Origin of the sequence: Bacillus mesophilum (assembly GCF_008923265.1) — a bacterium.
Lineage (GTDB): Bacteria > Bacillota > Bacilli > Bacillales > Cytobacillaceae > Cytobacillus > Cytobacillus mesophilum.
The window spans coordinates 131,519-155,864 of the sequence record NZ_WBOT01000002.1 but is presented as its reverse complement, the minus strand read 5'-3'; the positions used below and the strand labels follow the sequence as shown (position 1 = coordinate 155,864).

The following is a 24,346-nucleotide window of genomic DNA, read 5'->3' as shown; positions in this document are numbered from 1 at the left end:
GGGAAGATTATGGAAGATAAAGAATTAAATATAATAGATCACTTGGATGAACTCAGAAAGAGACTGATCTATACAGTTGTTGCGTTCTTTGCTTTTTTTATTTTAGGTTTTATCTATGTGGAAGAGATCTATAAATGGCTTGTTCGTGATTTAGACGTTAAACTGATTGTATTGGGCCCTAGTGACATTGTTTGGGTATATTTCACACTTGCTGGTGTTGTAGCTCTTGCAGGAACCATTCCAGTCTTAGCTGCACAGATTTGGATGTTTGTTAAACCGGCTTTAACGCCAATTGAACGAAAAATATCGCTTTCTTATATTCCAGCATTGTTCATTTTATTTATTGTGGGACTTTGTTTTGGTTACTTTGTTATTTTCCCGACAGTATTAGGTTTTCTTGTTGAGCTTGGTGAAGGCATGATGGTAACAAACTTTACCGCAGATAAATATTTCCGCTTTATTATGCATATGACATTGCCTTTTGGTGTATTGTTTGAACTGCCAGTAGTAGCCATGTTTCTTACAACACTTGGGATCATAAATCCATATGTGCTGCAGAAAATTAGAAAATATGCATATTTTGTACTTGTTGTCATCTCTGTCGTGATTTCGCCGCCAGACTTTATCTCAGATATTTTAGTGACAATTCCTTTATTATTCTTGTATGAAGTTAGTATTAACCTTTCTAAGATTGTATATAAGAGAAAGCTCAAGAAAGAGAAAGAGTGGGAAGAACTGCAAGGTACTGAAGATGTTATTGATTAGTCGAATTATTACAAGATGGCTAATATCTTGAGGTAATTATAATTATTTGCGGGCAAAAATCGACAATTTTCAATAGAGTTTTAGGGTATAATGATGTTAAACGGGTGAAAAAGAGGATTGATAATTTGTTATTCAAAAGCCTAGTGTTCAAAAATGCTGTTGGGCAGAAGGTTAAGATCATCGATATACCTGTTCTAGACAAAAATAATCCGAATTTCTTTCTAGTTCAGGCACGTTTGCAGATTTATATGAATCAAATTTATGCTTTGACAGAAGATAGACCATTTTATTCCTTTAAAGAATATATGAAAAAAATGACAAAATGGACGATCTATGAAGAAGTCTATCAATCGCCAAAATTACTGAATAATGCCTAAAAATGAAGAGAGTTGGACATAAGAATTTAACTCAGTGATACTTGCGAATGATTAGAAAATAACACTTTCTGGTCATTCGTTTTTTATTGATGGTTATAAAAAATATATCATTTGAGCTTGATTCAGATCGCTTTCTTCCAAAGGAAAGCGAGGGGTTCTCAGGGAAATGAGCGGACTAATGAAGACAGCTTAATGAATGCAGTGATTGTTGATATTTTGTATGGCAACTTAATTTTGTTTCTGCCTCTTTATTATCTGCCCCTTGGCTTTACCATGGGAATGAACAAGTAAAACTCAATATATGATTGTTTTAAGATGCTGATAAAATGGTAAGGAATATATTATAAATATTTTACCTTAAATGAGTAAGCAGCAATGGATTTAAAATTTACTATATCCATTTATACATTCGTGTGCAGCCTTCTATGAACTAAAGTTTAATAGGTATTGTATTAATGATATTGCTTTTCTTCATATATGTAAAATTGTATAATAAAATGGAATTGTTATAGCAGGGACGTGAATTCGTGAATAAAGTCAAAATTGTTACAGACTCTACAGTTGATTTGCAAGATGAAATTTTACAAAAATATGATATTGAAGTCGTTCCATTGTCCATTCATATTGAAGGTGAGACATATTTAGACCGAAAAGATATTACACCGGTTGAATTTATGAAAAAGATGAAAGAATCTGACGAGCTTCCAAAAAGTTCACAGCCTCCAGCAGGTGTCTTCTTAGAACTGTATGACCGCTTGGCTGATGAGGGTAATGATATTATTTCCATCCATATGACTGGCGGGATGAGCGGCACAGTGCAATCTGCAGAAAGTGCAGCCAGTATGGCAAAAGGCAATGTTAAAGTTGTTGATTCCCGATATATTTCTAAAGCGCTTGCATTCCAAGTGATTGAAGCTGCTAAAATGGCTATGAACGGAAGCTCAATTGAGGAAATATGTTCAGCACTGGATGATATTAGAGCGAAAACAAAATTATTTGTTGTCGTAGATACGCTTGAAAACTTAGTCAAGGGTGGAAGGATAGGAAAAGGTAAAGCATTATTAGGTTCTCTTTTAAATATAAAGCCAATTGCATCTCTTGAGGGTGGCGTTTACACACCAGTAGCCAAAGTGCGAAGCCATGCACAAATTGTGAAGTATTTAGCTAATCAATTTGCGGAAGATGCTAAAGGGAAAACCATTAAAAGTGTAGGGCTTGTTCATGCTGAAGGCTTTGAATTAGCATCTAAGCTAAAAGCAGCAATTGAAGATCTGACAGGATATACAGATATTTCTATTGAAGATACAACGCCAATTGTCAGTACGCACACTGGTGCAGGAGCCATCGGATTTATGTATTACCTGGATTAAAGAGTTAAAACAGCAGGGGGAATTCTCTGCTGTTTTTTTGCATTGCCTTTTACAAATCATCGTTATGTTCGTCCTCGCAATATTAACATTTCCTTATATATCAAATAGGAAAATATCACTGTTTTCTTAATGATACTGTTAAATATTTCTATTTATTTTCATCATGAATATTACTATAGTAGGGGGTGAAAAAGTGAAGGTTAAAAATATCCTGCTATTTAGTGATTTTGGAATCGATGACATGGTTGCAGCTGCGTTTGCGGTCTTTAACGAGGAAGTAAATGTTGTGGGTATTGTTGCGGATTATGGTAATGTTTCTAAAGAAAAAGCACTGCAAAATGCCGCATATTTGCGGGATCTTACCGGTTTGACTGAGATCCCTGTATTTGGAGGCGCTGGTCTCCCGCTCACTGGAGATATGCCTGAATTTTATCCAGAGATTCACGGTCTTAGCGGATTAGGGCCAATTCTTAATGAAGTTATAGTAGATGTTGATTTTTTTGAGAATTTTGACGAGATTAAAAGAATTATTGAACAATATGAAAATGATATACTAATTGTAAACATCGGCCGGTTATCCTCTTTAGCAACTGCATTTATTTTATACCCCAATTTATTAAAACAAGTATCCGATATATATATTATGGGTGGAGCATTTTTTGTACCTGGAAATGTAACCCCTGTAGCCGAAGCAAATATTTATGGTGATCCGTATGCTGCCAATATCGTTTTATCAAATGCACCAAAGAAGGTGTATATTATTCCACTGGATGTTACAATGTCTGCCATTATAACGCCCGCTCTTGTGGATCGGCTTCATGAACATTTTATTGAAACAGGCAATCAATTTGGCCAGCTGCTAAAACCGATGATTGACTATTATTATGAATTTTATCAAAAGCAGTTTGCTGATATATCCGGAAGCCCAATGCATGACTTACTTACTTTTTGGGCAATTATGGAGGATTCTGCAATCGAATATATTGAAGCGCCAGTCAAAGTAGTTGTCGATAAGGGAGTCGCATTTGGTCAAACGATAGGAGATTTCAGAAAATTGCCAGCAGAAAAAAAAGAGAATTATCAAGTTCATTATATTGCTGTAAAATTTGATTATAGGCAATTCATTGAGACGTTCTATCGGGTCATGACAAACCCTGTTGAAAGGGAGTTATAACTACTGTGTTCACAACTTTGTCATATTCTTTTCTTTCTTCTTTCATGGAGGTTTGCTAGAATGAAACTTGAACTTTAGTGAAGCAGGTGAAAGAAGTGAAGGTAAAGAGATATTTTGCAATTATAGCTATTCTTGCAGTTGCAATGCTTTCAGCATGCGGTGCTGGCGGTATTGATGGGGCTTTAGATTATGAAGTGGAGGATTTTGAATTTACAAACCAAAATGAAGAACAAGTGGGGTTACAGGATTTAAAAGGCAAGGTGTGGGTATCTGATTTTATTTTTACAAATTGTGATACTGTCTGCTTGCCGATGACCTCTAATATGAAAAAGCTGCAAACCATGGCAGAACAAGAGGGGATTGAAAATATTCAATTTGTCTCTTTCAGTGTCGACCCTGTCAATGATACTCCAGATGCTTTAAAAACGTTTGGAGATCTATATGAAGTTGATTATAATGGTTGGCATTTTCTTACGGGTTATGAACAAAAAGAAATTGAAGATTTTGCCTTGAATTCTTTTAAGGCACTTGTCCAAAAGCCAAAAAATGAAGAACAAGTCATTCATGATACAAAATTCTATCTTGTAAATAAAGAGGGCGTTATACAGAAATACTATGAAGGTGTGACTGGCGTTCCGTACGAGGAAATAATAGACGATATCAAAACATTGCAATAGACCTTTTATAACAGGTCTATTTTTTCATGATCTGCCTAAATATTCTATTGTCTAAAATAGATTGCAGATGGAGCGAAAATATTCAGCTAACTGCTTATTTCTATAAATACACTTGAGAGAACAGGCTAGCCTATTCTGCGGATAATCTTTACGTCCACCAGATCAAAGACTGATGTTTAAGTCTTATTTTTCAAGAATCTCATGATCATGCTATAATAGTTATACTTCTAAGAGGGGTGATGTAATGAAAAAAAAATTCACCTTTAAGCCTTCAACAGCAAGTAATTTATATATATCAGTAAAGCCTCTGTTATTAATTATTATGATTATAACTATGCTTTTCCTGTCTGCCTGTAATATTGGCTTAAGTAAAAGTAATGCCGAACATATTGAAAAAAGTGTTGTTTATGCTGAGAAGAAACAGGTCGATCCAGCATTTTTAATGCAAAACCTGGCAATTGTTTCTGTAGGCGATTCCTTAACACAGGGAGTTGGGGATAGTTCAGGCAAAGGCGGCTATGTGCCTTATACTGAAACTCTGCTGGAGAAAGAGCGCGGAATTGGCGATGCATCATTTGCTAATTATGGTGTACGCGGCAATCGTTCAGATCAGCTGTTAAAAAGATTAAAAACAGAAGAGGTTAAAGCTTCAATTGCAGAAGCAGATCTAGTCTTAGTTACTATTGGCGGAAATGATATTATGAAGGTCGTAAGGGAAAATTTCACAGCGCTTAATCTGCAGGCTTTTGCTCAGCAAAAGAAGACATACGAGAAAAATCTCCAGGATGTACTTCAAACGATTAAAGAATACAATCCACGAGTTAAAATTGGTCTAATTGGTTTATATAATCCTTTTTTAACTTGGTTTTCAGATATTAGAGAAATCGATGAAATTATGAGTGATTGGAATCAAACTAGTAAGACCATGTTGAGCCAATATTCAAATACATTTTTTGTCGATGTAGATGATATTTTTCAAACAGAAGGGGAAAACCTCCTATATACTGATTATTTCCATCCAAATGATCAAGGCTATGAAAAGATGGGAAATCGCATTTATGAGGTAGTGAAAGAAAGAGCATTAACAGATATTTTATTAGAGAAGTCAAGGGACAGCTAAGAGGTGAGGAGATTTGAAAAAGAATAAATGGAAGCTGTTTTTTTTCGTTTTGTTGGGATTAAATCTTGCATTATTCGTTTTATTAGCAGTTTTAATTTATACACCAACTGAACATCAGGCATATGAGCCAAAAGAATTAAATGAAAGTGCATATGCTCCTTTTTCAATTAGTGCAAATAAACAGGATTTGAATGGTGTCATAAACCATTACTTAGAAAGTGAAGGTATGACCGGAGCGTTTGATTATCAGATTTTCCTTAATGATGACGTGGAACTAATCGGCTCACTGCCTGTCTTTACTCAGGAAATACAGATGAAACTAGCGTTTGAACCCACTGCCCTGGAAAATGGAGATATTGTATTAGAAAAAAAAGAAATGTCTGTCGGTCAGCTGCAGCTTCCTGCATCATATGTGATGAAGTTTGTAAAGGATAACTATGATATTCCCGAATGGGTAGAAATTGTACCTAGTGAGGAGCGTATTTATGTCGCTTTAACGGATATGAAGCTGAAAAGTGATGTTAAAGTTAAAGTAAATGAGTTTGATTTAGAGCAAGATGATATTCGTTTTTCTTTGCTTGTACCTGTTCAGTAAGGAATATAACGAAAAGAATAGACTGTTAGTAAAAGAGGTGGCCAAGAAGGTCACCTCTTTTACTATGGAGAATACCGCAGTATATAATAGAGCCAATAAAAACAGCTTCACATCATTAAGACATCTAATTGTGGTCTGCCTGTAATAGATCCAACGAGAAAAATAGTGTTAATTGTATTTGCCTTAAAGACTATATTTTCGATTGGAAAAATATGATTATCACTTCCTGCTACTCTTGCATGAAGATGAACGGTTATTGGAGAGATGCCAAGATATTCGCTTGCTTGCCGGTAGCTGATGCTATGAAACACAACATCACCATTTTTAACGGCTAGATCAATGGCTGGTGCATCTGTAGATAAATGAATAAATCTAAATGACGCTTCACCATGGGGGACGATTTGATCATCTTCAAATATTGTACCTTTTATAGCTTCTCCAATACCTGATATGCTAATGGTGTATGCCTTGCCCTGCTCTATCTCAATCACTTGGTGCAGTAATCTTTGATCGGAATTGCCTGCTGGATATAGATCAAGCTGATACGTTCCCGAAGGCAAAGCTAAGTAACTGCTTCCATCAGAATAACGAAAGTTTTGTAAAATTTTTGAGCCATTTAAGTATATATCTGCTTTTTCTACATCATGTGCAGCATGAAGCAAGCGAATTCTGCTTGGCAGGACCTGCAGAGGCTGGAGAGAGTTCGTTCTGGAATGCTTCATCGCTCCATAAATGTGTTGTAAGTATTTTTGATAATTCTTTGTATATTTTTCAATATCTGTGTACTTATAATAGTCAGCTTTTATTCTATAGTGCTCAGCTTTCATAAAATGAGGCTGTGCTGATGAATGATTCTCCAAGATGGTGACCTCCTAACAATGGTTATAAAAGTATGTAATAGCAGATTATGCGAATTGCATTAGGTGAGTGCCTAAAAAAACCAAAGAATTAAGGATGACATGATAAACTGTTTGCTTTTTCTGAATTTAGTGATATAATAAAAAAATCAAAAGTGAAAGGGTGATGTGTTATGGCAAGCTTATTTGTAAATCAAACGTTAATTGAATGCACTAGCACAGCCCAAATGGATTTTAATCTGTAAAGTTTATAGAAGAAAGTATGTTTTTTTCTCTTTCGTTTATTAAACCATGGGCTGTGTATGCCTATGGTTTTTATTATTTTATAAACGAAAGTGGAGGAAATAAATTTGACATTAAAAAATTTAGGTTATGACGATCATTTTGAAGGTTTTTTTAAACCATTTGAGAAAGACGGATATGTGGCTGGAAGAGTCACATTAAAACATAAACGATCTTACCGGGTAGTGACCGAAACAAGAGAATTACTTTGTGAAGTATCAGGGAAATTTTCTTTTGAAGCAACCGAAAGAGAAGATTACCCTGCCGTTGGAGACTGGGTGGCCGTGAAAGAAATGAGCGGAGAAAACCGTGGCATCATTCACCGTCTCCTGCCTAGAAAAAGTAAGTTTTCACGGAAAACTGCTGGTGTAAGTACGGAAGAACAAATTGTTGCAACAAACGTGGATACTATTTTTTTAGTCAATTCATTAAATGAGGATCTTAATGTAAGAAGAATTGAAAGATATTTACTATTATCATGGGAAAGCGGCGCAAATCCTGTCATTGTTTTAACTAAATCTGATTTATGCAGTGATCTTGCCTCGAAAATTGCTCAAATTGAATCAGTAGCGCTTGGTGTACCTGTCATTCCAGTTAGTGTTGTGACAGAGGAAGGTCTTGATCAATTGACATCTTATCTGCAGCAGGGAAAGACAGTTGCTTTATTGGGATCATCGGGTGTGGGCAAATCCACTTTAACAAACTTTTTTCTTGGAAATGAAAAGCAAAAAGTACAGGAGATTAGAGGTACAGATGATAAAGGAAGACATACGACAACACATCGTGAATTAGTTTTACTTCCAAACGGCGGTATTTTAATTGATACCCCTGGAATGAGAGAGCTGCAATTATGGGATAGTGATCATGGAGTTAGTGAGAGCTTTAGCGATATCGAAAAGGCTTCCATGGATTGCAAATTTAGAGATTGTCAGCATGAAAAAGAACCTGGGTGTGCTGTAAAGGCAAAGATAAAGGCTGGAGAGATAGAAGAAGCAAGATTAAACAGTTATAAAAAGTTGCTGAGGGAGCTGGCATATCTAGACCGTAAACAAGATAAGCGGGCACAGGCAGAACAAAAAAAACTCTGGAAAAGTGTATCAGTTCAATCGAATAAAAGATAAAAGGCAAAAAGCGCAGGATCCTGCGCTTTTTTATATTGTTATTAACCTTTTTAATACAGATGCCTTGTAAGTATTTGTTGTTTATAACATTTCCTTTTTCTCATTATAAGTAATCATTGCACTAAAAAAGAAGATCGGTGAAGCATATTGGATATGAATAACTTCAATAAGAGGATCATTAATAAATTGATTGATTTTTTCGTCCATTTTTGTTTCGGTCCATCCATATAAAGTTTTTACTTTCATGTTTAAGCCTCCCTATAGAATTTTTCCGGTGTACTTGCCTGTAATCGTCTTTAATGAAATAGCTAATAGCCTTCTTCTAGTCTATTTTCTTGCATAATATCTATTTTTTCTTTACTCTTATGTTGAATGCGTTAAACCTCTTCGAATAGGGAATAAGTATGAAGAGAATGTGAAAGAGGTGGACGGAATGGAAAATCAGCGAAATAAATTAGCTACATTTGCTGGGGGATGCTTCTGGTGCATGGTAAAACCATTTGACGAACAGCCTGGAATTATTGAGGTATTGTCAGGTTATACAGGCGGCACAAAAGAAAATCCTACCTATGAAGAAGTCTGTTCGGAAACAACAGGTCATTATGAAGCTGTTCAAATTAAGTTTGATCCAGAAGTGTATCCTTACGAAAAGCTTCTTGAATTATACTGGCAGCAAATTGATCCCACTGATGCTGGCGGCCAGTTTTACGACCGGGGTCAATCGTATCAGACAGCCATTTTTTATCACGACGAACAGCAAAAAATGCTTGCAGAACAATCAAAGCACGATCTCGCTGAAAGCGGTAAATTCCGAAAGCCGATCCAAACCAAGATCTTGCCTGCTTCTGTCTTTTATCCTGCAGAAGATTATCATCAGCATTTTTACAAAAAGAATCCGACTAGGTATAATGCTTACCAGCAAGGATCTGGTCGAGCAGATTATATTAAAAGACATTGGGGTGAATAAAAAATGACGAATCAGAAGGACATAAAAGAGAAGCTTAGCCCAATGCAATACGAAGTAACTCAGAACAATGGAACTGAGCCGCCTTTCCGCAATGAGTATTGGGATGAATTCGGAGATGGCATTTATGTAGATATTGTATCAGGTAAACCTCTATTCAGTTCACTTGATAAATATGATGCCGGCTGCGGATGGCCAAGTTTTACAAAACCAATAGAAGAGGAAGAAATTCTTGAGAAAAAAGATTTAAGCCATTTTATGGTAAGAACCGAGGTAAGAAGCAAATCAGCTGATTCTCATCTTGGACATGTATTTGACGATGGTCCGGGACCCTCTGGCCTTCGTTATTGCATCAACTCAGCTGCATTACGGTTTATTCCGAAAGATCGGCTGCAAGAAGAGGGCTATGAGGTTTATTTAAAATTGTTTCAAGAAAAATAATAGTAAAAGGTGATTATGATGTTTAAAAAATTATTCGGTAAGAAAGAAGAAGTAAAATCTGTAGACATTTTTGCACCGCTTTCTGGTGCAGCTGTTTCTTTAGAAACTGTACCTGATCCTGTATTCGCAGAGAAAATGATGGGCGATGGTATTGCTATTGAACCAACTGAAGGTGTTGTTGTTTCTCCTGTAAAGGGTGAGGTGCTTCAAGTATTCCCTACAAAGCATGCGATTGGGCTGAAAGCAGAAAATGGAGCAGAAATCTTGATCCATATTGGTTTAGAGACTGTTTCTATGAATGGAGAGGGCTTTGAAGCACATGTTTCAGAAGGCTCAAAGGTAGAAGTTGGAGATCAGCTTGTTACTTTCGATATGAATCTGGTAAAAGAAAAAGCAAAAAGCACGATCACTCCAGTTATTATTACAAATAGTGACCAAGTTTCACTGGAAAAACAGTTAGCATCTTCTGTTCAGCGGGCATCGAATGTCGTTATGACAGTAACAATGAAGTAATTGAGACTTATATAAGTTTTCTTTTAACAAAAGCCTAAAAGCAAATTGCTTTTAGGCTTTTGTTTATCATATGAATCGAATTACTAATCCGTAATGATTGATGATATGGCTACAGTGTGATGGTCTGTAGTGTTGTTAAGTGATTTTTCACCTTTTGATACAAAAACAACTGTATGTTTCGTATTTTCTAAGCCGCTGGCAATATATAAATATCTTTCTCTTTCAAATGGCCACCAAGTAGAAATTTCTGTAATCCAATTGCCATTCAGATAAACATCAGCTTTTCCGCCTATTTCACTGCGCAATGCTCTTATGCCGAGCATTGTGCCTGTAAAGGAATATTCCAGTATATCCCCTTTTGATTCGCTAACCCAATAATTCTTTTCCGATGTAAATCCTATCGACCTTTGCACATCATATATCTCCGTTAAGCTAATATCAGCATTAGGATATATAGGTTCTGCCAAGTAAGCAATATTTTCCTGTTTAGATGTAAGTTCTTCAATCGTTTCTAATACGGCAGCGCTATACAGCTCATATCCCTTGTCATTAGGATGGACCAAGTCTGTTGTCAGTTTTTCTACAGGGTATTCAGATTCTGAAAAAGGAAGACGCATATCTATATTTTTAGCATGATAATGATAGGAAATTTCTTTAATACTCTCTGCAAATTCATCTTCCGTCAAAGAGCTTTCTGTAAATGTAATTATTTCGCTGTTAGGGTAGGTTTGTTTCGCTTTTCTTATCAGTGACTCATATGTTTGAGCAAATTGAGAAACGTCCATATATTTACGATCATTTTCTCCAAAGACGATAAAAACTAGATCAATATGTTCAAACGGCTTTGTGTTTTGAAGTTTGTATAAGCCCTCGAATGCGGTAGCGCCACTTTGGACAAGCAGCTGTCTTTCCGTTTTCACCCGGTATTTTGCAAACAGTGCAGCTTCCATCTTTCTGAACCAGGTTTTAGATTTATGTGAGGCACCAGAACCTCTGCCTATACTGTCTCCTATGATTAAATAGCTGATTTCTTCTCTTTTTGCCAGCTTTTCGTAAACACTTGCTGATTCAGCCAAACCTCTCGAAGACGAAAAATAATTTATTATAAACGTTATCCCAGTAACAGCAGCAATAATAAAAACGAAAATTCTGATTTTTTTCTTTAGCATATAATTTTTCCCTCGCATTTATGGACTAATCTAATCGTAACGTAAATGTAACATAAATGAAAGATAAAGAAACAATTGGAAATTTTAGAATCTAGGCGAATGCACACTCAGGTCAAGCACCTATTACATAAGTTAATATTGAAAATGCCTAATACAAATGAGGAGTGGATATTGATGAACTACGGATATAACTACGGATGCGCAGACCCATGCTACACACCTGGATACAGCTACCCAGTTGCAGGTGCATATACTTGTCATACAGGCGGATTTCAAGGTTTCGCGCTAATCGTTGTGTTATTTATCTTGTTGATTATTATCGGCGCAAGCTGCTACGGAAAATAAAATATGTAGGACTTAAAGAAACTGCCTGTTCATGGCAGTTTTTTTTGTATGAAAGAAACCGTCCTTAAGATCATATAATTTAAAGAATTGACAAGAATGAGGTGGGAACAGTGGATCCTTCTTATTTAATTAAACCACTGCTTGATGAAACATATCCGGTTATTGATTATGGCAAAGGAGTCTACTTATATGACATGGACGGAAATGACTATTTAGATGGAAGCTCTGGAGCGATAACAGCCAATATTGGTCATGGTGCAGAGGAGATTATCCAGGCAGCGGCGAAACAGGCTGAAAAAGTTTCTTTTGTATATCGCTCTCAATTTACTAGTGAAGCTGCTGAAAAGCTGGCATTAAAATTGGCTAAATTGGCTAAAGGTGATTTGAACTGGAGTTTTTTTGTTAACAGCGGATCTGAAGCAACTGAAACGGCAATGAAAATTGCCATTCAATATTGGCAGGAACAAGGTGTTTTTACAAAAACAAAAATTCTTTCACGATGGATCAGCTATCATGGAATTACGCTTGGTGCTTTATCCATGTCAGGACATAGAGGACGACGAGCACGATTTACTCCCCTTCTCGAAGATTGCCCTGTATTGCCGCCTCCCTATTGCTACCGATGCCCTTATGGTGAAATCGAGGGCAGCTGTCAGTATAGCTGTGCACATGAGCTTGAGCTTTTAATTAAAAGGATTGGACCTGAACATATAGCAGCTTTTATTGCCGAACCAATTGTTGGAGCTGCTGGAGCAGCCCTGACACCTCCAAAGGACTATTACAAGATTATAAAAGAAATCTGTAAAAAGCATGGCATCCTTTTTATTGCGGACGAAGTCATGACCGGTTTTGGCAGAACGGGAAAAATGTTTGCAGCAGAGCACTGGGACGTAACGCCAGACATTGTTGCATTAGGAAAAGGGATGGGAGCGGGTTACACGGCGATCGCAGCTGCTTTAGTCAGTGATTCTGTGATGGAGCCTATTTTAAAAGGCAGCAAAAGCATTATCAGTGGACACACCCTTAGTGCAAACCCGCAAAGCTGTGCCGTGTCATTAGCTGTTTTGGATTATATAGAGAAGTATGATCTTGTAAAGCATGCAGAAAAAAAAGGAATTTATTTGCTGAACCTTCTCCGGAAACTGCAAATTTCCTTTCCTTTTATAGGCGATATTCGCGGGAAAGGATTAATGATTGGTCTTGAATTTGTGCAAGATCCAATCAAAAAAACTGTATTCCCGCGTGAAATACTGTTTACGCAGCGTCTCATTTCAACTGCTCAGAAGAATGGTTTGCTTCTTTATCCAGCTGGTGCTGGTGAAGATGGAATCCATGGCGATGCTATTATCATTGCTCCACCTTTAACGATTACAGAACCCGAAATGGATGATTTAGGAAAGCGCCTTGAGAAAACGTTTCAAATGATGATGACTGATAGCAGTTCTACAAAGGAGGAAGGTGCATAAATTTGGTTAACCCCTTTAACAAAATAACATCGTTCAAGAAATTAAAGCATCTATTTACAAATGAAATGACTATTATGTATGGCGGTTTTGGAGGAATTGGAACACCTCCAGGGCTAATTGATGTAATTTTGGACAGCGGAGCAGAAAATTTGCATTTAATAGGAAATGACACAGGATTCCCAGACATTGGTATTGGCAAAGTTGTTTGTGCAGGAAGAGCTAAATCAATTATTACTTCACATATTGGTTCAAATCCCGTTGCTGGTCAATTTATGACAGAAGGTAAGCTGGATATCGAGTTCTCACCGCAAGGTATTTTAGCAGAAAGAATTCGGGCAGGCGGTGTGGGAATACCTGCCATACTTTCTGATATTGGAACGGAAAACTTATTTATAGCAAAGCATAAACCAAAAGTTAAGCTGGAGAACACAGAGTATTTAATTGAAACGGCTTTAACAGCTGATATCTCCCTTGTTTATGCAAAACAGGCAGATTCATACGGAAATTTAATTTACGACAAGAGTGCACGAAATACAAACCCGCTTGTTGCCATGGCAGGGGAAATCACGATTGCTGAAGTAGAGGAAATCGTTCCTGCAGGCAAACTTCATCCTGATCAAATTGTGACTCCTGGTGTTTTTGTGGATTATATCGTTGTATCTGAGGGGGTGAACTGGAAATGGGTTTGGGAATAGATCACCGCAATAAAATGGCGAAAAGAGCAGCAGCTGAAATTACAAATGGGATGATTGTCAATCTTGGGATCGGAATTCCTTCTCTTGTGCCTAATCATCTTCCAGATGAAATCCAAGTCATTTTTCATGCCGAAAATGGTATAACCGGTATAGGTCCAAGCCCAGAAATAGGGATGGAGGATGCTAATTTATGTAATGCAGGCGGTTTGCCTGTCACCTTAAAAGAGGGCGGATCCTATTGCGACACTACGATTGCTTTTGGAATGATCAGACGGGGTTTATTGGATATGACCATTTTAGGTGCATTACAAGTAAATGAAGAAGGCGACTTGGCGAACTGGATTGTGCCAGGCAAAAAGGTTCCAGGCATGGGCGGTGCAATTGAACTTGCGCAAAAGTCTAAAAAGGTTGTTGTCTTAATGAATCACACAGATAAAAACGGAAAATCAAAAATTGCAGCAAAGTGCTCTTTGCCGCTCACTTCCCCTAAATGTGTCAACTTAATCATTACGGATCTGGCAGTTATTGAAGTAACAGAGCAAGGTCTGCTGTTGAAGGAAGTATTTTCGCCTTACAGTATTGAAGATGTGATTCATTCCACCGATTGCCAGTTATCTATCGCAGAAAATGTAATAAGGCATGAAGAGTGAATACTTTTGCAGAAAGGAGGCAGGAAAGTGAATACAACGGTAAAAATTAATCAATGGCTGCAAAAGAACGAACATCGAGGGATCAAGCTGCTGCAGCAGCTTGTACAAGAAAATAGTGTAAGAGAAAATGAAAGTAGTGCCCAGGCAGTCATTATTGAAAAATGCAGAAAGCTCGGTCTTGACCTTGATATATGGGAAATTGGCAGTGATGAGCTTAAAGGGCATCAGGCATTTTATTGTGACCGTAAAGATTTTTCTGGCACTCCAAATGTCGTAGCCGTAAAAAAAGGAAGCGGAGGCGGGAAGTCGATTATTCTAAATGGTCATATTGATGTTGTGCCTGAAGGCAATGAAAAAGATTGGATCCATCATCCATATAGTGCTGTCGTCGAAAATGGGAAGCTATATGGTAGAGGCTCAACGGATATGAAGGGCGGTACAGTTGCTTTATTATTAGCTATGGAAGCGATTTCATCAGTGGGTATTCAATTAAAAGGAGATATTATTTTTCAAAGTGTTATAGAAGAAGAGAGCGGCGGAGCTGGCACATTGGCAGCTATTTTAAGAGGCTATAAGGCGGATGGAGCGATCATCCCGGAACCTACCAATATGAAAATATTTCCTAAACAGCAAGGCTCCATGTGGTTCAGAATTACCGTAAAAGGAAAATCAGCACATGGCGGCACACGATATGAAGGTGTTAATGCAATCGAAAAGAGTATTCTGGTTATGAATGCTTTAAACAGATTGGAAAAAGTGAGAAATGATCAAATTACCGATCCTCTATATAAAAATATTCCGATCCCCATTCCGATTAATATAGGGAAAATTACAAGCGGGCAGTGGCCATCCTCTGTTCCAGATTTGGCCTGGATTGAAGGAAGAATTGGAGTTGCACCGCATGAAAAAATGGAAGAGGCTGCAGTTCAGCTTGAAACCTGTCTGAAAGAACTGGCAGATGTTGATCCGTGGTTTAAAGAGTTTCCGGCAGAAGTAGAGTGGTTTGGAGCCAGATGGCAGCCGGGCAATTTAGAAACAAATCATGAATTAATTCAAACAGTAACAAAAGCTTATAAGAAAGTAAAAGGTATTGAGCCCGTGATTGAAGCATCTCCATGGGGTACGGATGGAGGGCTGCTCGCTAATGTCGGAAATACACCTGTTGTTGTTATTGGACCAGGTGTGACAGCCGCAGCACATGATGTAAATGAGTATATCGAATTAAAAGAGGTATTTACTGCTGCTGAAGTCATTGCTGAAGCAATCATAAATTGGTGCGAAAAAAGTGATGAACAGGGGGATTGAGGTATGTCAGATATCCATTTGAAAACAGCTATTCCGGGGCCGAAGGCAAAAAAGCTGCTTGCAGCAAAGGAACAGCATGTTCCCAGAGGTCCATTTAATACAGTAGAAACCTTCGCAGCTAAAGGAAACGGAGCATTGTTAACAGATGTTGATGGCAATACGTTTCTCGATTTTGCAGGTGCCATCGGTTCATTAAATACAGGTCATTGTCCACAGCGAGTGGTGGATGCTTTAAAAAAACAAATCGATTTATATCTGCATCCAAGCTTTCATGTCATGATGTATGAACCTTATATAAAGCTTGCTGAAAAGCTCAATGAAATGACACCCGGGTCACATCATAAAAAGACCTTTTTCTTAAGCACAGGTGCCGAAGCGGTGGAAAATGCAATTAAAATTGCAAGAAAATATACTGGAAGAAAAGGGATTATCTCATTCGAGCGCGGCTTTCATGGCCGCACATATATGTCCATGTCACTGACAAGCAAGGTGAAGCCATATAAATATGAGTTTGGTCCGTTTGTTCCAGAAACCTATAAATGGCCATATCCATATTATTATCGAAATGAACATGGTGATCAAAAAAGATTGGATGATATGCTTCTCGCTCAATTTCATGATTTTTTCCTAAATGAAGCCTCTCCAGAAGAGATCGCGGCGGTCATTATGGAACCTGTCCAAGGAGAGGGCGGCTTTGTTATTCCATCATTGTATTTTGTACAGCAGGTCAAAAAAATCTGTGAAAAATATGGGATTCTATTTATTGCCGATGAGGTGCAAACAGGATTTGGACGGACCGGGAAAATGTTTGCAATCGAACATTTTGACGTTGTTCCTGATTTAGTAACGATGTCAAAATCAATTGCAGCCGGTTTACCGATTAGTGCCGTAACAGGCAGGGCAGAAATAATGGATGCCCCAGGCGTAGGAGAGATTGGGGGAACGTATGGCGGAAGTCCGCTTGGCTGTGTCGCAGCGTTAGAGGTTATTAACATGATCGAAGAAGATGGCTTGATCGCACGCGCGGATCATATCGGAAGCCTTTTTGCTGAAAAATTCTCAAGACTTCCTTTACAATATAATAAGGTAGGCGAAATTAGAGCTTTAGGAGCAATGTGTGCCATTGAATTTGTTAAAGATTCAGTATCAAAGGAGCCGGACAAAGAGCTTGTTCAGCGCATTACAGCACTGGCACAAAGCCGAGGTTTAATTATCATGAGTGCTGGTTTATATGGCAACATTGTCCGCCTGCTAACTCCTTTAGTTGTGAGTGATGAACAGCTGGAGGAAGGCTTCTCAATTATAGAAGACGTTATAAAGGAATGCTGTCAGACAGGAGGATAAAAGATGAAGCAACATTTATGGATTAACGGAAAAAACGTTGAAACTAATACTTATTCTACATTAAAAAGTCCGTACAGCGGCAGGATGATTGCGGAAGTAGCTTCTGCAGCAGCAGAGGATGTAAACCTGGCAATTGAAGCAGCAGAAGAAGCTGCTTCTGCACTTGGAGAGATGCCCGCACATCAAAGGGCAGATATTCTCGAAAAAGTGGCAAGTTTCCTTGAAAGAGATCGGGAGGAATGTGCCAAGATCATTGCAAATGAAGCCGCTAAGCCAATAAAAACGGCTCGCGGGGAAGTGGATCGCACCATTATGACCTATAAATTTGCTTCTCAGGAAGCCAGGAGAATTTATGGAGAAACCATACCGTTGGATGCAGCACCTGGCGGAGAAAATCGAATTGCTTATACAATGAGAGAACCCCTAGGGATCATCGGTGCTATTACACCATTTAATTTCCCGATGAATCTGGTGGCTCATAAAATTGGGCCAGCTATTGCTGCAGGAAATACCGTTGTTCTTAAGCCTGCATCGCAAACGCCCCTTTCAGCCTATCGCATTGCCCAATATTTTCATGAAGCAGGCTTGCCTTCAGGTGCACTGAATGTTGTTTCAGGCAGCGGCAAAACCATCGGTGATCTTTTGGTCACAGATGAACGCCTCTCAATGATTACTTTTACAGGCAGTCCCGGCGTAGGACGGTCTTTAAGAGAAAAAGCCGGACTGAAAAAGGTAACACTCGAATTAGGCTCCAATTCTGCGGTAATTGTCGATGAAGGAACAGATCCCCAAAAAGCAGCAGAGCGTATTGCAGCGGGTGCATTTGTATATGGAGGCCAAGTGTGTATTTCGGTACAGCGCATCTTTGTACATGATACACTGATCGAAAGCTTTACAGAATCATTTTTACAGGCAGCCAAAAGCTTAGTTACTGGTGATCCTTTTAATGAAGAAACTGACCTATCAGCCTTAATCTCAGAGGATGACACGAATCGTGCACTAGAGTGGATTAATAGTGCTGTAAGCCGCGGAGCACAGCTGGCTTTGGGAGGAAACACAGAGAATGGTATTCTTCAGCCTACCGTTCTGCTAAATGTGCACGAACAGGAGAAGGTCTCTTGTGAGGAAGTTTTTGCGCCAGTTGTTCACATCAATTCATTTTCAAAGTTAGAGGATGCCATTACCATGGTGAACACATCGAAGTATGGCTTACAAGCCGGTATTTTCACTCAAAATATACAGCATGCAATGCATGCGGCGAAAAAATTAGAGGTTGGAGGGGTTATGATTAATGACTTCCCAACATTCCGTGTAGACCATATGCCGTATGGGGGTGTCAAGGAAAGCGGAACTGGCAGAGAGGGAATTAAATATGCAATCGAAGAGATGACAGAATTGAAGCTTATTACTATTAAGCTTGATTGATAGAAGCAGTTTTCAGGACCCGGTTTACCGGGTCTTTCTTTTCATATTATATTTTCAATTAAAGGTTGATTGGATGGTGAGGGTATGGGCAAAACAGTCGAATTCGAAAGAGATGCTTGTAAGCTGAGCATATATATAGACCCATTTAATAAAAGAATTCGTGTGGATAAGATGACAGGAAGTCTACTGGAATCTTTACTATATGCAGAAGAAATAGCCCGGGAGAATCAGGCAGAAAAATTAATCGTCAAAGGGAAACTTCAGCATTTACCCATTTTTCAGGAGCAGGGTTTTTCCTTAGAAGCTAAGATTGATAAGTTTTTCATGGGAACGGATATGTATTTTTTCTGTAAATATTATTCTAACGAACGCAGAAACAGTGAGCATTGGATTGAAGAAGATGACGTATTGCAGGATGTGAAGTCCAGAGAATTTTCTGAGTACACTGCTATAATTCTATCGAAACCATATAAATTAAAGGAGCTTTCTGCCAAAGACGTGCAAGCAATGGCATTGCTCTATCAAACTGTATTTGAAATCTATCCTGTACCGCTCCACGATCCGGTTTATATTCGTAAAACAATGGAAGAAGGAACCGTCTATTATGGAGTTTATTTTAAAGAAGAGCTAGTGAGTGCTGCTGCGGCGGAAATTGACTGGGAGCATAGGAATGCTGAGCTGACAGACTGTGCTACACTTCCTCAGCATAGAAAGCATCAATTAATGAAAATTCTTCTTGTTCAGCTTGAAGAAAGCTTAAAGAAGCATAACATTTATTGTGCTTTTTCCATCGCAAGATCTTTATCATTTGGCATGAATGCTTCCCTTCATACACTCGGATATAAATATCGTGGCCGTTTAACTAAAAATTGTTATATTTTTAATAAGCTTGAGGATATGAATGTGTGGGTGAAAGATTTATCTGCCCATTAAGACCTGCTGAAAAACGGGCACTATATGCCGAATTTTTGGCAGATGTAAAGGGAGAGGGTGGTGTGCATGAATCAGCAGATTTCAAGAGAGGTGTTAGATGCCATTTTAAAAGGGATTGACGAAGCCATTCATGTAGTCGATCTGACTGGCACCACGATTTATTATAATGATGTAGCGAGTAATCACGATGGGTTGAAGGCGAATGAAGTGGTTGGAAAGCAGCTTCTTCATGCATTTCCATCACTAAACAGCCAGTCAAGTACATTGCTGCGGGTGATCCATACAAGTAAACCGATTTTAAATGAAACACAAGTTTATGTAAATATCCATGGGAAGAAAATTGAAACGGTCAATTCAACCTATCCTCTATATGTAGAAGGAGAACTTGTTGGTGCTGTGGAGATTGCGAAGGATTACACAAGATTAAAAGCCATCTCAGAAAAATTACTGCATTTACAGAGCCTTATGTTTACACCACAGCAAAAACGAAAAAAAGCAACAAAGCATATATATACATTTGATAGCTTAATAACACTTAATAAAGAGTTAATGGAAATTAAGAAGCATGCTAAAAAACTGGCAAGTTCGCCTTCACCGATTCTTGTTTTTGGAGAAAGCGGAACGGGCAAGGAATTGTTTGTACAGGCCATTCATGAAGCCTCTACAGTAACTAAGGGGCCGTTTATCACCCAAAACTGTGCAGCCATTCCTGAGGCCCTTTTGGAAAGCATCCTATTTGGCACATCAAAAGGAAGCTATACTGGTGCACTTGACCGTCCAGGTTTGTTTGAACTTGCAGATGAAGGGACTTTGTTTTTAGACGAAATTCATGCAATGCCGCCTGAGCTCCAGGCAAAGCTGCTGCGGATTCTGGAGGATGGTGAACTGCGGCGAGTAGGCTCGGTTAGAAGTAAAACCGTTAATATACGCGTGATCGCAGCCATGAACATTCATCCAAATGAAGCGATCGAAAAAAAGCTGCTGCGAGCAGATTTGTTTTATCGGCTGAATGTATTAACCTTTGAACTCCCGCCATTAAGAAAAAGAAAAGAAGATATTCTGTATTTATCCAATTACTTTATCGGGCAATATAATCATTTGTTAGGCAAGCATGTACAAGGTCTGTCGAAACAAGTTGAATATATATTCTTAGACCATTCTTGGCCAGGCAATGTCCGAGAACTAAAACACACGCTTGAATATATGATGAATCTGTGTGAAGAGCAGATGCTGACAGAGACCCATCTTCCCGTTATGCTTAAACACAAAAAAGCGGATTCAGCAATAAGTTCCTTGCCATTAAGGGAGCAGATGATGAAATTTGAACAGGAGCTAATACAACAAGCAATTGAAAACACAGAAGGAAATATCAAAAAGGCAGCACAATTTCTGCAAATTCCCCGACAAACCTTACAATACAAAATCCAAAAATACAATATTACTGCTGCCGAAAATTCGGCAAATCATTAAAGATTAGCACTCCTCCTTATTAAGATATTTAAAGAAAATAAGTGCAGCTGAGCCTAGGGGGAGTATTATAGGCTGCCGAGTCGGCAAATTCGCATGATCCTGATCCTTTGAATATAGTAATGCAAAGGTTTTTATCTTTGGCATGAATCTTGCATTCTATATTTAGGAAAGAGGATAAAGGGGGAGTTTGCATGAAATACAATTTATATAAGCCAAAAAGACATTGGAAAGAGATTGAACTTTGGAAAGATGTGCCTGAGGAAAAATGGAATGACTGGCTTTGGCAGCTGACCAATACGATTCGAACTCTAGACGATTTAAAAAAGGTGATCAACCTAACAGAAGATGAAGAAGAAGGAGTAAAAATTGCGACAAAAACGATTCCTTTAAATATAACACCCTATTATGCATGGCTAATGAATCCAGATGATCCCCGCTGTCCAATTCGAATGCAATCAGTTCCCATCTCAAAGGAAATGTACAAAACGAAATACGACCTGGAGGATCCGCTTCACGAAGACGAAGATTCACCTGTTCCGGGTCTGACACACCGTTATCCTGACCGTGTATTATTTCTTGTCACCAACCAATGCTCGATGTACTGCCGCTATTGTACCAGAAGGCGGTTTTCAGGACAAATTGGGATGGGAGTGCCAAAGAAACAGCTTGATGCAGCCATTGATTATATTGCTTCCGCCGAAGAAGTTCGGGATGTTTTAATCTCAGGCGGTGACGGACTGTTAATTAATGATCAGATTTTAGAATATATTTTAAAAAGACTGCGTGAAATTGATCATGTGGAAATTATTCGAATTGGCACTAGAGCACCAGTTGTATTTCCGCAGAGGATTACCGAAAATTTATGTAATATTTTGAAAAAATACCATCCTGTTTGGCTCAATACCCACTTCAACACATCCATTGAAATAACGGAAGAAGCAAAAAAGGCATGCGAAATGCTTGCAGATGCAGGTGTTCCTGTTGGGAATCAGGCAGTCATCCTTGCCGGCATTAACGACAGCGTTCCGATTATGAAAAAGCTCATGCACGATCTCGTCAAAATCCGTGTCCGTCCTTATTATATCTATCAGTGTGATTTATCAGAAGGAATCGGCCATTTCCGTGCACCAGTATCAAAAGGGCTGGAGATTATTGAAGGACTGAGGGGACATACTTCTGGCTATGCAGTCCCAACCTTCGTTGTCGATGCACCTGGTGGCGGCGGGAAAATTGCATTACAGCCTAATTACGTGATTTCACAAAGTGCAGAAAAAACGGTGCTGCGTAATTTTGAGGGCGTGATAACAACTTATCCGGAACCAGAGAATTATACAGCAGGAAAAGCGGATGATTATTTTGCAGAAATCTATCCTGAGGTGTCGAAAAAGGAATCCAATGTAGGGATTTCAGCGTTATTGAATGACACAGCATTCAACCTTGTCCCAAAAGGGCTTCAGCGATTAAATCGGCGTGAACTGTATGATCAGGACCCTGCTCATAACTCCTTAAAGGATAAGCGGGAAAAGCGAGATGAACTGAAGGAAAAGAAATATCTTGCAGAACGAAAAAAAGCTGGCCAAATCAAAAAAGAAGGGGAGAATGTTGATGGGCAATAGCTGTGATTGGTGTGAAAGTGGCCATGTGATTATAACAAAGCAATCGGTTTATTGGGAATTGCCAGAAGGAACAAGAGCGATCGAAATTACTGATACCCCATCTATTTATTGTAATGATTGTCATATGATTTATCAAAATGATGAAATGGTGAAAAATATCGAAGATCAGTTATTCCTTATCAATCGTAAACAATTAAAAGACGTAATTTCATACAAAGATCTTATGCAGATGGAGAGAATATTAAAGAGAAACTATTTTGATTTTTAATATATTTATAAGTTCTAAATTATTTGCAGAATCGCCCTCTAGACAGGGTGATTCTTTTTTAGTAATTAAGTTGATAAAGCCAAGGATTTGTATTCCTTGAAGTTTAAATCAAGTCGCTGCTATGTTTACGAACTCCTTCTATGGGTAGACAGAGGAGGAAGCCTTAATTCTAGTATAAGCAGATTATTTGAGAGGAGGTGAGCAAAAAGAGTGTCAACTAGATTCGTACAAGCCTTCGTTCTTGCTTCCTTTTGCTTTATTCCCTCTACTGCATTGGCAGACGGTCTGCTGGAATCTGTGAGTGATCAGGTAAGCAGTACAGTAAAAGATACAGTGAATATTCAGCACAAAGATGAGAGCACAGACGAAAGTGAAAAAGAGCAAAATGTTGATTTAGAAAAGAGAGAAACACTTCTTGGCACAGTTACCGAAAACGTTGAAAAAACAATTGATTCTGTGGCTGACACAGTCATTAATGTGAACACCGACAAAGATAACGAAGCAGAAAATGATGCTGTGTTGAATGTTAACCTTTCTGAGGATCCATCTATAAAAGTGGATGCGGTGATAGCAGAGGCAAATGTTTCTGACTCAATCTCTATTAAGACTCCAGTTGCAGAAGCAGAAGCCGGAGATTCCATTAAGGTGGAAACGCCAGCAGCTGATGTCAAAGTCTCTGATTCTATATCTGTAAAAACAGGAATCGTTGACGCAGATATAGGAGATACAGTCGAGGTGAAAACACCAGTAGCTGATGTAAATGTATCAGACTCTATTTCTGTAAAAACGGGGATTGCGGATGCAAATATAGGAGACACAATCGAGGTAGAGACAACAATAGCTGATATCAATCTCTCTGATTCCGTTTCTGTATCACCTCCGGAAACTGAGGTGGATCACCATGATGCAAACAGGGCTGAAAACAAAGATTGGCATTTAAACACTCCAGATGAACAGCAGCAAGATCCTCCTGCAGCGGGTTCAGAAAATAAGGACCAGCCTGGAAACTCTGATGCCAAGGATGCTTTGGAGCCTATCGGTGAATTAAACGATTCAAAAATAAAGTCAGAAAATAAGAAAGATATTTTTACAGACTTTGAAAACTCATATGATCCAATACACCTGGAGCAATCGAAATATACTTCTAAAAAGGATTATATGGGGAAGGATGTAAGCAATAAGCAGGAATCTGATAAACCGGTCTTGCAGCGTGCGATTGGAACTGTCCCCGCAAATCATGGTACAAATAGTTCAATCACCTCTTCAGCAAATGGAGGGCATTCTTCTATAGGTGGAGCAGCCTTTCCGTCCATTTATTTTACGGACTTAGAATTGCTTGGTGACATTGGAGGAAAGTGAAATCGTAATGCTAGTGTTGCTTTTTTTCACGATCAATGGTTAAAT

Annotated in this window: 26 protein-coding genes; 23 read left to right on the top strand and 3 right to left on the bottom strand. The window is 38.5% G+C overall.

Annotated features, from left to right (window positions below):
- Positions 1-9 precede the first annotated feature (9 nt).
- The 7 genes from tatC to F7732_RS05605 all read left to right on the top strand — a co-directional run bounded on the left by tatC (position 10) and on the right by F7732_RS05605 (position 6,078).
- A complete protein-coding gene (tatC, locus tag F7732_RS05635; RefSeq protein ID WP_151572911.1) occupies positions 10-765 on the top strand; it encodes a twin-arginine translocase subunit TatC in 756 nt (251 codons plus the stop codon).
- A gap of 125 nt (positions 766-890) precedes the next feature.
- Positions 891-1,142: a DUF2535 family protein gene (locus F7732_RS05630; protein WP_151572910.1), complete on the top strand. Its 252-nt coding sequence runs from the start codon at positions 891-893 to the stop codon at positions 1,140-1,142.
- Between the two features lie 527 nt (positions 1,143-1,669).
- Entirely contained in the window at positions 1,670-2,512 is an 843-nt protein-coding gene (locus F7732_RS05625) for a DegV family protein (protein WP_151572909.1), read from the top strand.
- Positions 2,513-2,705: 193 nt separating this feature from the next.
- Positions 2,706-3,686 (top strand): nucleoside hydrolase, encoded by a 981-nt coding sequence (locus F7732_RS05620; protein WP_151572907.1) that lies wholly within the window; start codon positions 2,706-2,708, stop codon positions 3,684-3,686.
- Positions 3,687-3,829: 143 nt separating this feature from the next.
- Complete coding sequence (locus F7732_RS05615) at positions 3,830-4,363, top strand: SCO family protein (RefSeq protein ID WP_151573663.1); 534 nt, start codon at positions 3,830-3,832, stop codon at positions 4,361-4,363.
- A 244-nt stretch (positions 4,364-4,607) separates the two neighbouring features.
- Positions 4,608-5,483: an SGNH/GDSL hydrolase family protein gene (locus F7732_RS05610; RefSeq protein WP_240056548.1), complete on the top strand. Its 876-nt coding sequence runs from the start codon at positions 4,608-4,610 to the stop codon at positions 5,481-5,483.
- A 13-nt stretch (positions 5,484-5,496) separates the two neighbouring features.
- Positions 5,497-6,078, top strand: coding sequence for a YpmS family protein (locus tag F7732_RS05605; RefSeq protein WP_151572905.1), 582 nt, complete (start codon positions 5,497-5,499; stop codon positions 6,076-6,078).
- A gap of 107 nt (positions 6,079-6,185) precedes the next feature.
- On the opposite strand, the gene F7732_RS05600 is transcribed toward F7732_RS05605, so the two are convergent.
- Positions 6,186-6,938, bottom strand: a complete 753-nt coding sequence (locus F7732_RS05600) for a DUF4397 domain-containing protein (RefSeq protein ID WP_151572903.1) — start codon at positions 6,936-6,938, stop codon at positions 6,186-6,188.
- A 347-nt stretch (positions 6,939-7,285) separates the two neighbouring features.
- On the opposite strand from F7732_RS05600, the gene rsgA reads away from it, so the two are divergent.
- Entirely contained in the window at positions 7,286-8,338 is a 1,053-nt protein-coding gene (gene rsgA / locus F7732_RS05595; RefSeq protein ID WP_151572901.1) for a ribosome small subunit-dependent GTPase A, read from the top strand.
- An 81-nt stretch (positions 8,339-8,419) separates the two neighbouring features.
- Here the strand turns inward: rsgA and F7732_RS22820 are convergent, their stop codons facing one another.
- The gene (locus F7732_RS22820; RefSeq protein ID WP_192913000.1) at positions 8,420-8,584 is read right to left on the bottom strand and encodes a hypothetical protein; all 165 of its coding nucleotides are present in this window, start codon (positions 8,582-8,584) and stop codon (positions 8,420-8,422) included.
- Between the two features lie 187 nt (positions 8,585-8,771).
- On the opposite strand from F7732_RS22820, the gene msrA reads away from it, so the two are divergent.
- From msrA to F7732_RS05585, 3 genes are read left to right on the top strand one after another with little or no spacing between them, the layout of a single operon-like run.
- Entirely contained in the window at positions 8,772-9,305 is a 534-nt protein-coding gene (gene msrA, locus F7732_RS22990; RefSeq protein WP_240056547.1) for a peptide-methionine (S)-S-oxide reductase MsrA, read from the top strand.
- Between the two features lie 3 nt (positions 9,306-9,308).
- Positions 9,309-9,743: a peptide-methionine (R)-S-oxide reductase MsrB gene (msrB, locus tag F7732_RS22985; RefSeq protein ID WP_240056546.1), complete on the top strand. Its 435-nt coding sequence runs from the start codon at positions 9,309-9,311 to the stop codon at positions 9,741-9,743.
- A gap of 18 nt (positions 9,744-9,761) precedes the next feature.
- Positions 9,762-10,256 (top strand): PTS sugar transporter subunit IIA, encoded by a 495-nt coding sequence (locus F7732_RS05585; protein ID WP_151572899.1) that lies wholly within the window; start codon positions 9,762-9,764, stop codon positions 10,254-10,256.
- An 83-nt stretch (positions 10,257-10,339) separates the two neighbouring features.
- Here the strand turns inward: F7732_RS05585 and F7732_RS05580 are convergent, their stop codons facing one another.
- Positions 10,340-11,425, bottom strand: coding sequence for an SGNH/GDSL hydrolase family protein (locus tag F7732_RS05580; protein WP_151572897.1), 1,086 nt, complete (start codon positions 11,423-11,425; stop codon positions 10,340-10,342).
- Positions 11,426-11,599: 174 nt separating this feature from the next.
- On the opposite strand from F7732_RS05580, the gene F7732_RS05575 reads away from it, so the two are divergent.
- From F7732_RS05575 to F7732_RS05520, 12 genes are all read left to right on the top strand, one after another.
- The gene (locus tag F7732_RS05575; RefSeq protein ID WP_151572895.1) at positions 11,600-11,770 is read left to right on the top strand and encodes a YjcZ family sporulation protein; all 171 of its coding nucleotides are present in this window, start codon (positions 11,600-11,602) and stop codon (positions 11,768-11,770) included.
- A 110-nt stretch (positions 11,771-11,880) separates the two neighbouring features.
- Positions 11,881-13,236: an aspartate aminotransferase family protein gene (locus tag F7732_RS05570; protein WP_151572893.1), complete on the top strand. Its 1,356-nt coding sequence runs from the start codon at positions 11,881-11,883 to the stop codon at positions 13,234-13,236.
- Between the two features lie 2 nt (positions 13,237-13,238).
- On the top strand, positions 13,239-13,931 hold the full coding sequence (locus F7732_RS05565; RefSeq protein WP_151572891.1) for a CoA transferase subunit A: 693 nt from the start codon (positions 13,239-13,241) through the stop codon (positions 13,929-13,931).
- Complete coding sequence (locus F7732_RS05560) at positions 13,916-14,581, top strand: 3-oxoacid CoA-transferase subunit B (RefSeq protein WP_151572889.1); 666 nt, start codon at positions 13,916-13,918, stop codon at positions 14,579-14,581. The genes F7732_RS05565 and F7732_RS05560 overlap by 16 nt, the downstream gene beginning before the upstream one ends.
- 27 nt (positions 14,582-14,608) lie before the next feature.
- Positions 14,609-15,886, top strand: a complete 1,278-nt coding sequence (locus tag F7732_RS05555) for a peptidase (RefSeq protein ID WP_151572887.1) — start codon at positions 14,609-14,611, stop codon at positions 15,884-15,886.
- Between the two features lie 3 nt (positions 15,887-15,889).
- Positions 15,890-17,230: a 4-aminobutyrate--2-oxoglutarate transaminase gene (gabT, locus tag F7732_RS05550; RefSeq protein WP_151572886.1), complete on the top strand. Its 1,341-nt coding sequence runs from the start codon at positions 15,890-15,892 to the stop codon at positions 17,228-17,230.
- A gap of 3 nt (positions 17,231-17,233) precedes the next feature.
- Positions 17,234-18,655 carry an aldehyde dehydrogenase family protein gene (locus F7732_RS05545; RefSeq protein ID WP_151572884.1) on the top strand — a complete coding sequence of 474 codons (1,422 nt, stop codon included), beginning with the start codon at positions 17,234-17,236 and terminating at the stop codon, positions 18,653-18,655.
- Between the two features lie 84 nt (positions 18,656-18,739).
- Entirely contained in the window at positions 18,740-19,588 is an 849-nt protein-coding gene (ablB, locus tag F7732_RS05540) for a putative beta-lysine N-acetyltransferase (protein ID WP_151572882.1), read from the top strand.
- 66 nt (positions 19,589-19,654) lie between these two features.
- The gene (locus F7732_RS05535) at positions 19,655-21,058 is read left to right on the top strand and encodes a sigma-54 interaction domain-containing protein (RefSeq protein ID WP_192912999.1); all 1,404 of its coding nucleotides are present in this window, start codon (positions 19,655-19,657) and stop codon (positions 21,056-21,058) included.
- A gap of 191 nt (positions 21,059-21,249) precedes the next feature.
- On the top strand, positions 21,250-22,674 hold the full coding sequence (gene kamA / locus F7732_RS05530) for a lysine 2,3-aminomutase (RefSeq protein ID WP_151572879.1): 1,425 nt from the start codon (positions 21,250-21,252) through the stop codon (positions 22,672-22,674).
- On the top strand, positions 22,664-22,942 hold the full coding sequence (locus F7732_RS05525; RefSeq protein ID WP_151572877.1) for a YokU family protein: 279 nt from the start codon (positions 22,664-22,666) through the stop codon (positions 22,940-22,942). Before kamA ends, F7732_RS05525 begins: the two co-directional genes overlap by 11 nt.
- A gap of 210 nt (positions 22,943-23,152) precedes the next feature.
- A complete protein-coding gene (locus F7732_RS05520; protein ID WP_151572875.1) occupies positions 23,153-24,301 on the top strand; it encodes a hypothetical protein in 1,149 nt (382 codons plus the stop codon).
- Positions 24,302-24,346: the final 45 nt, after the last annotated feature.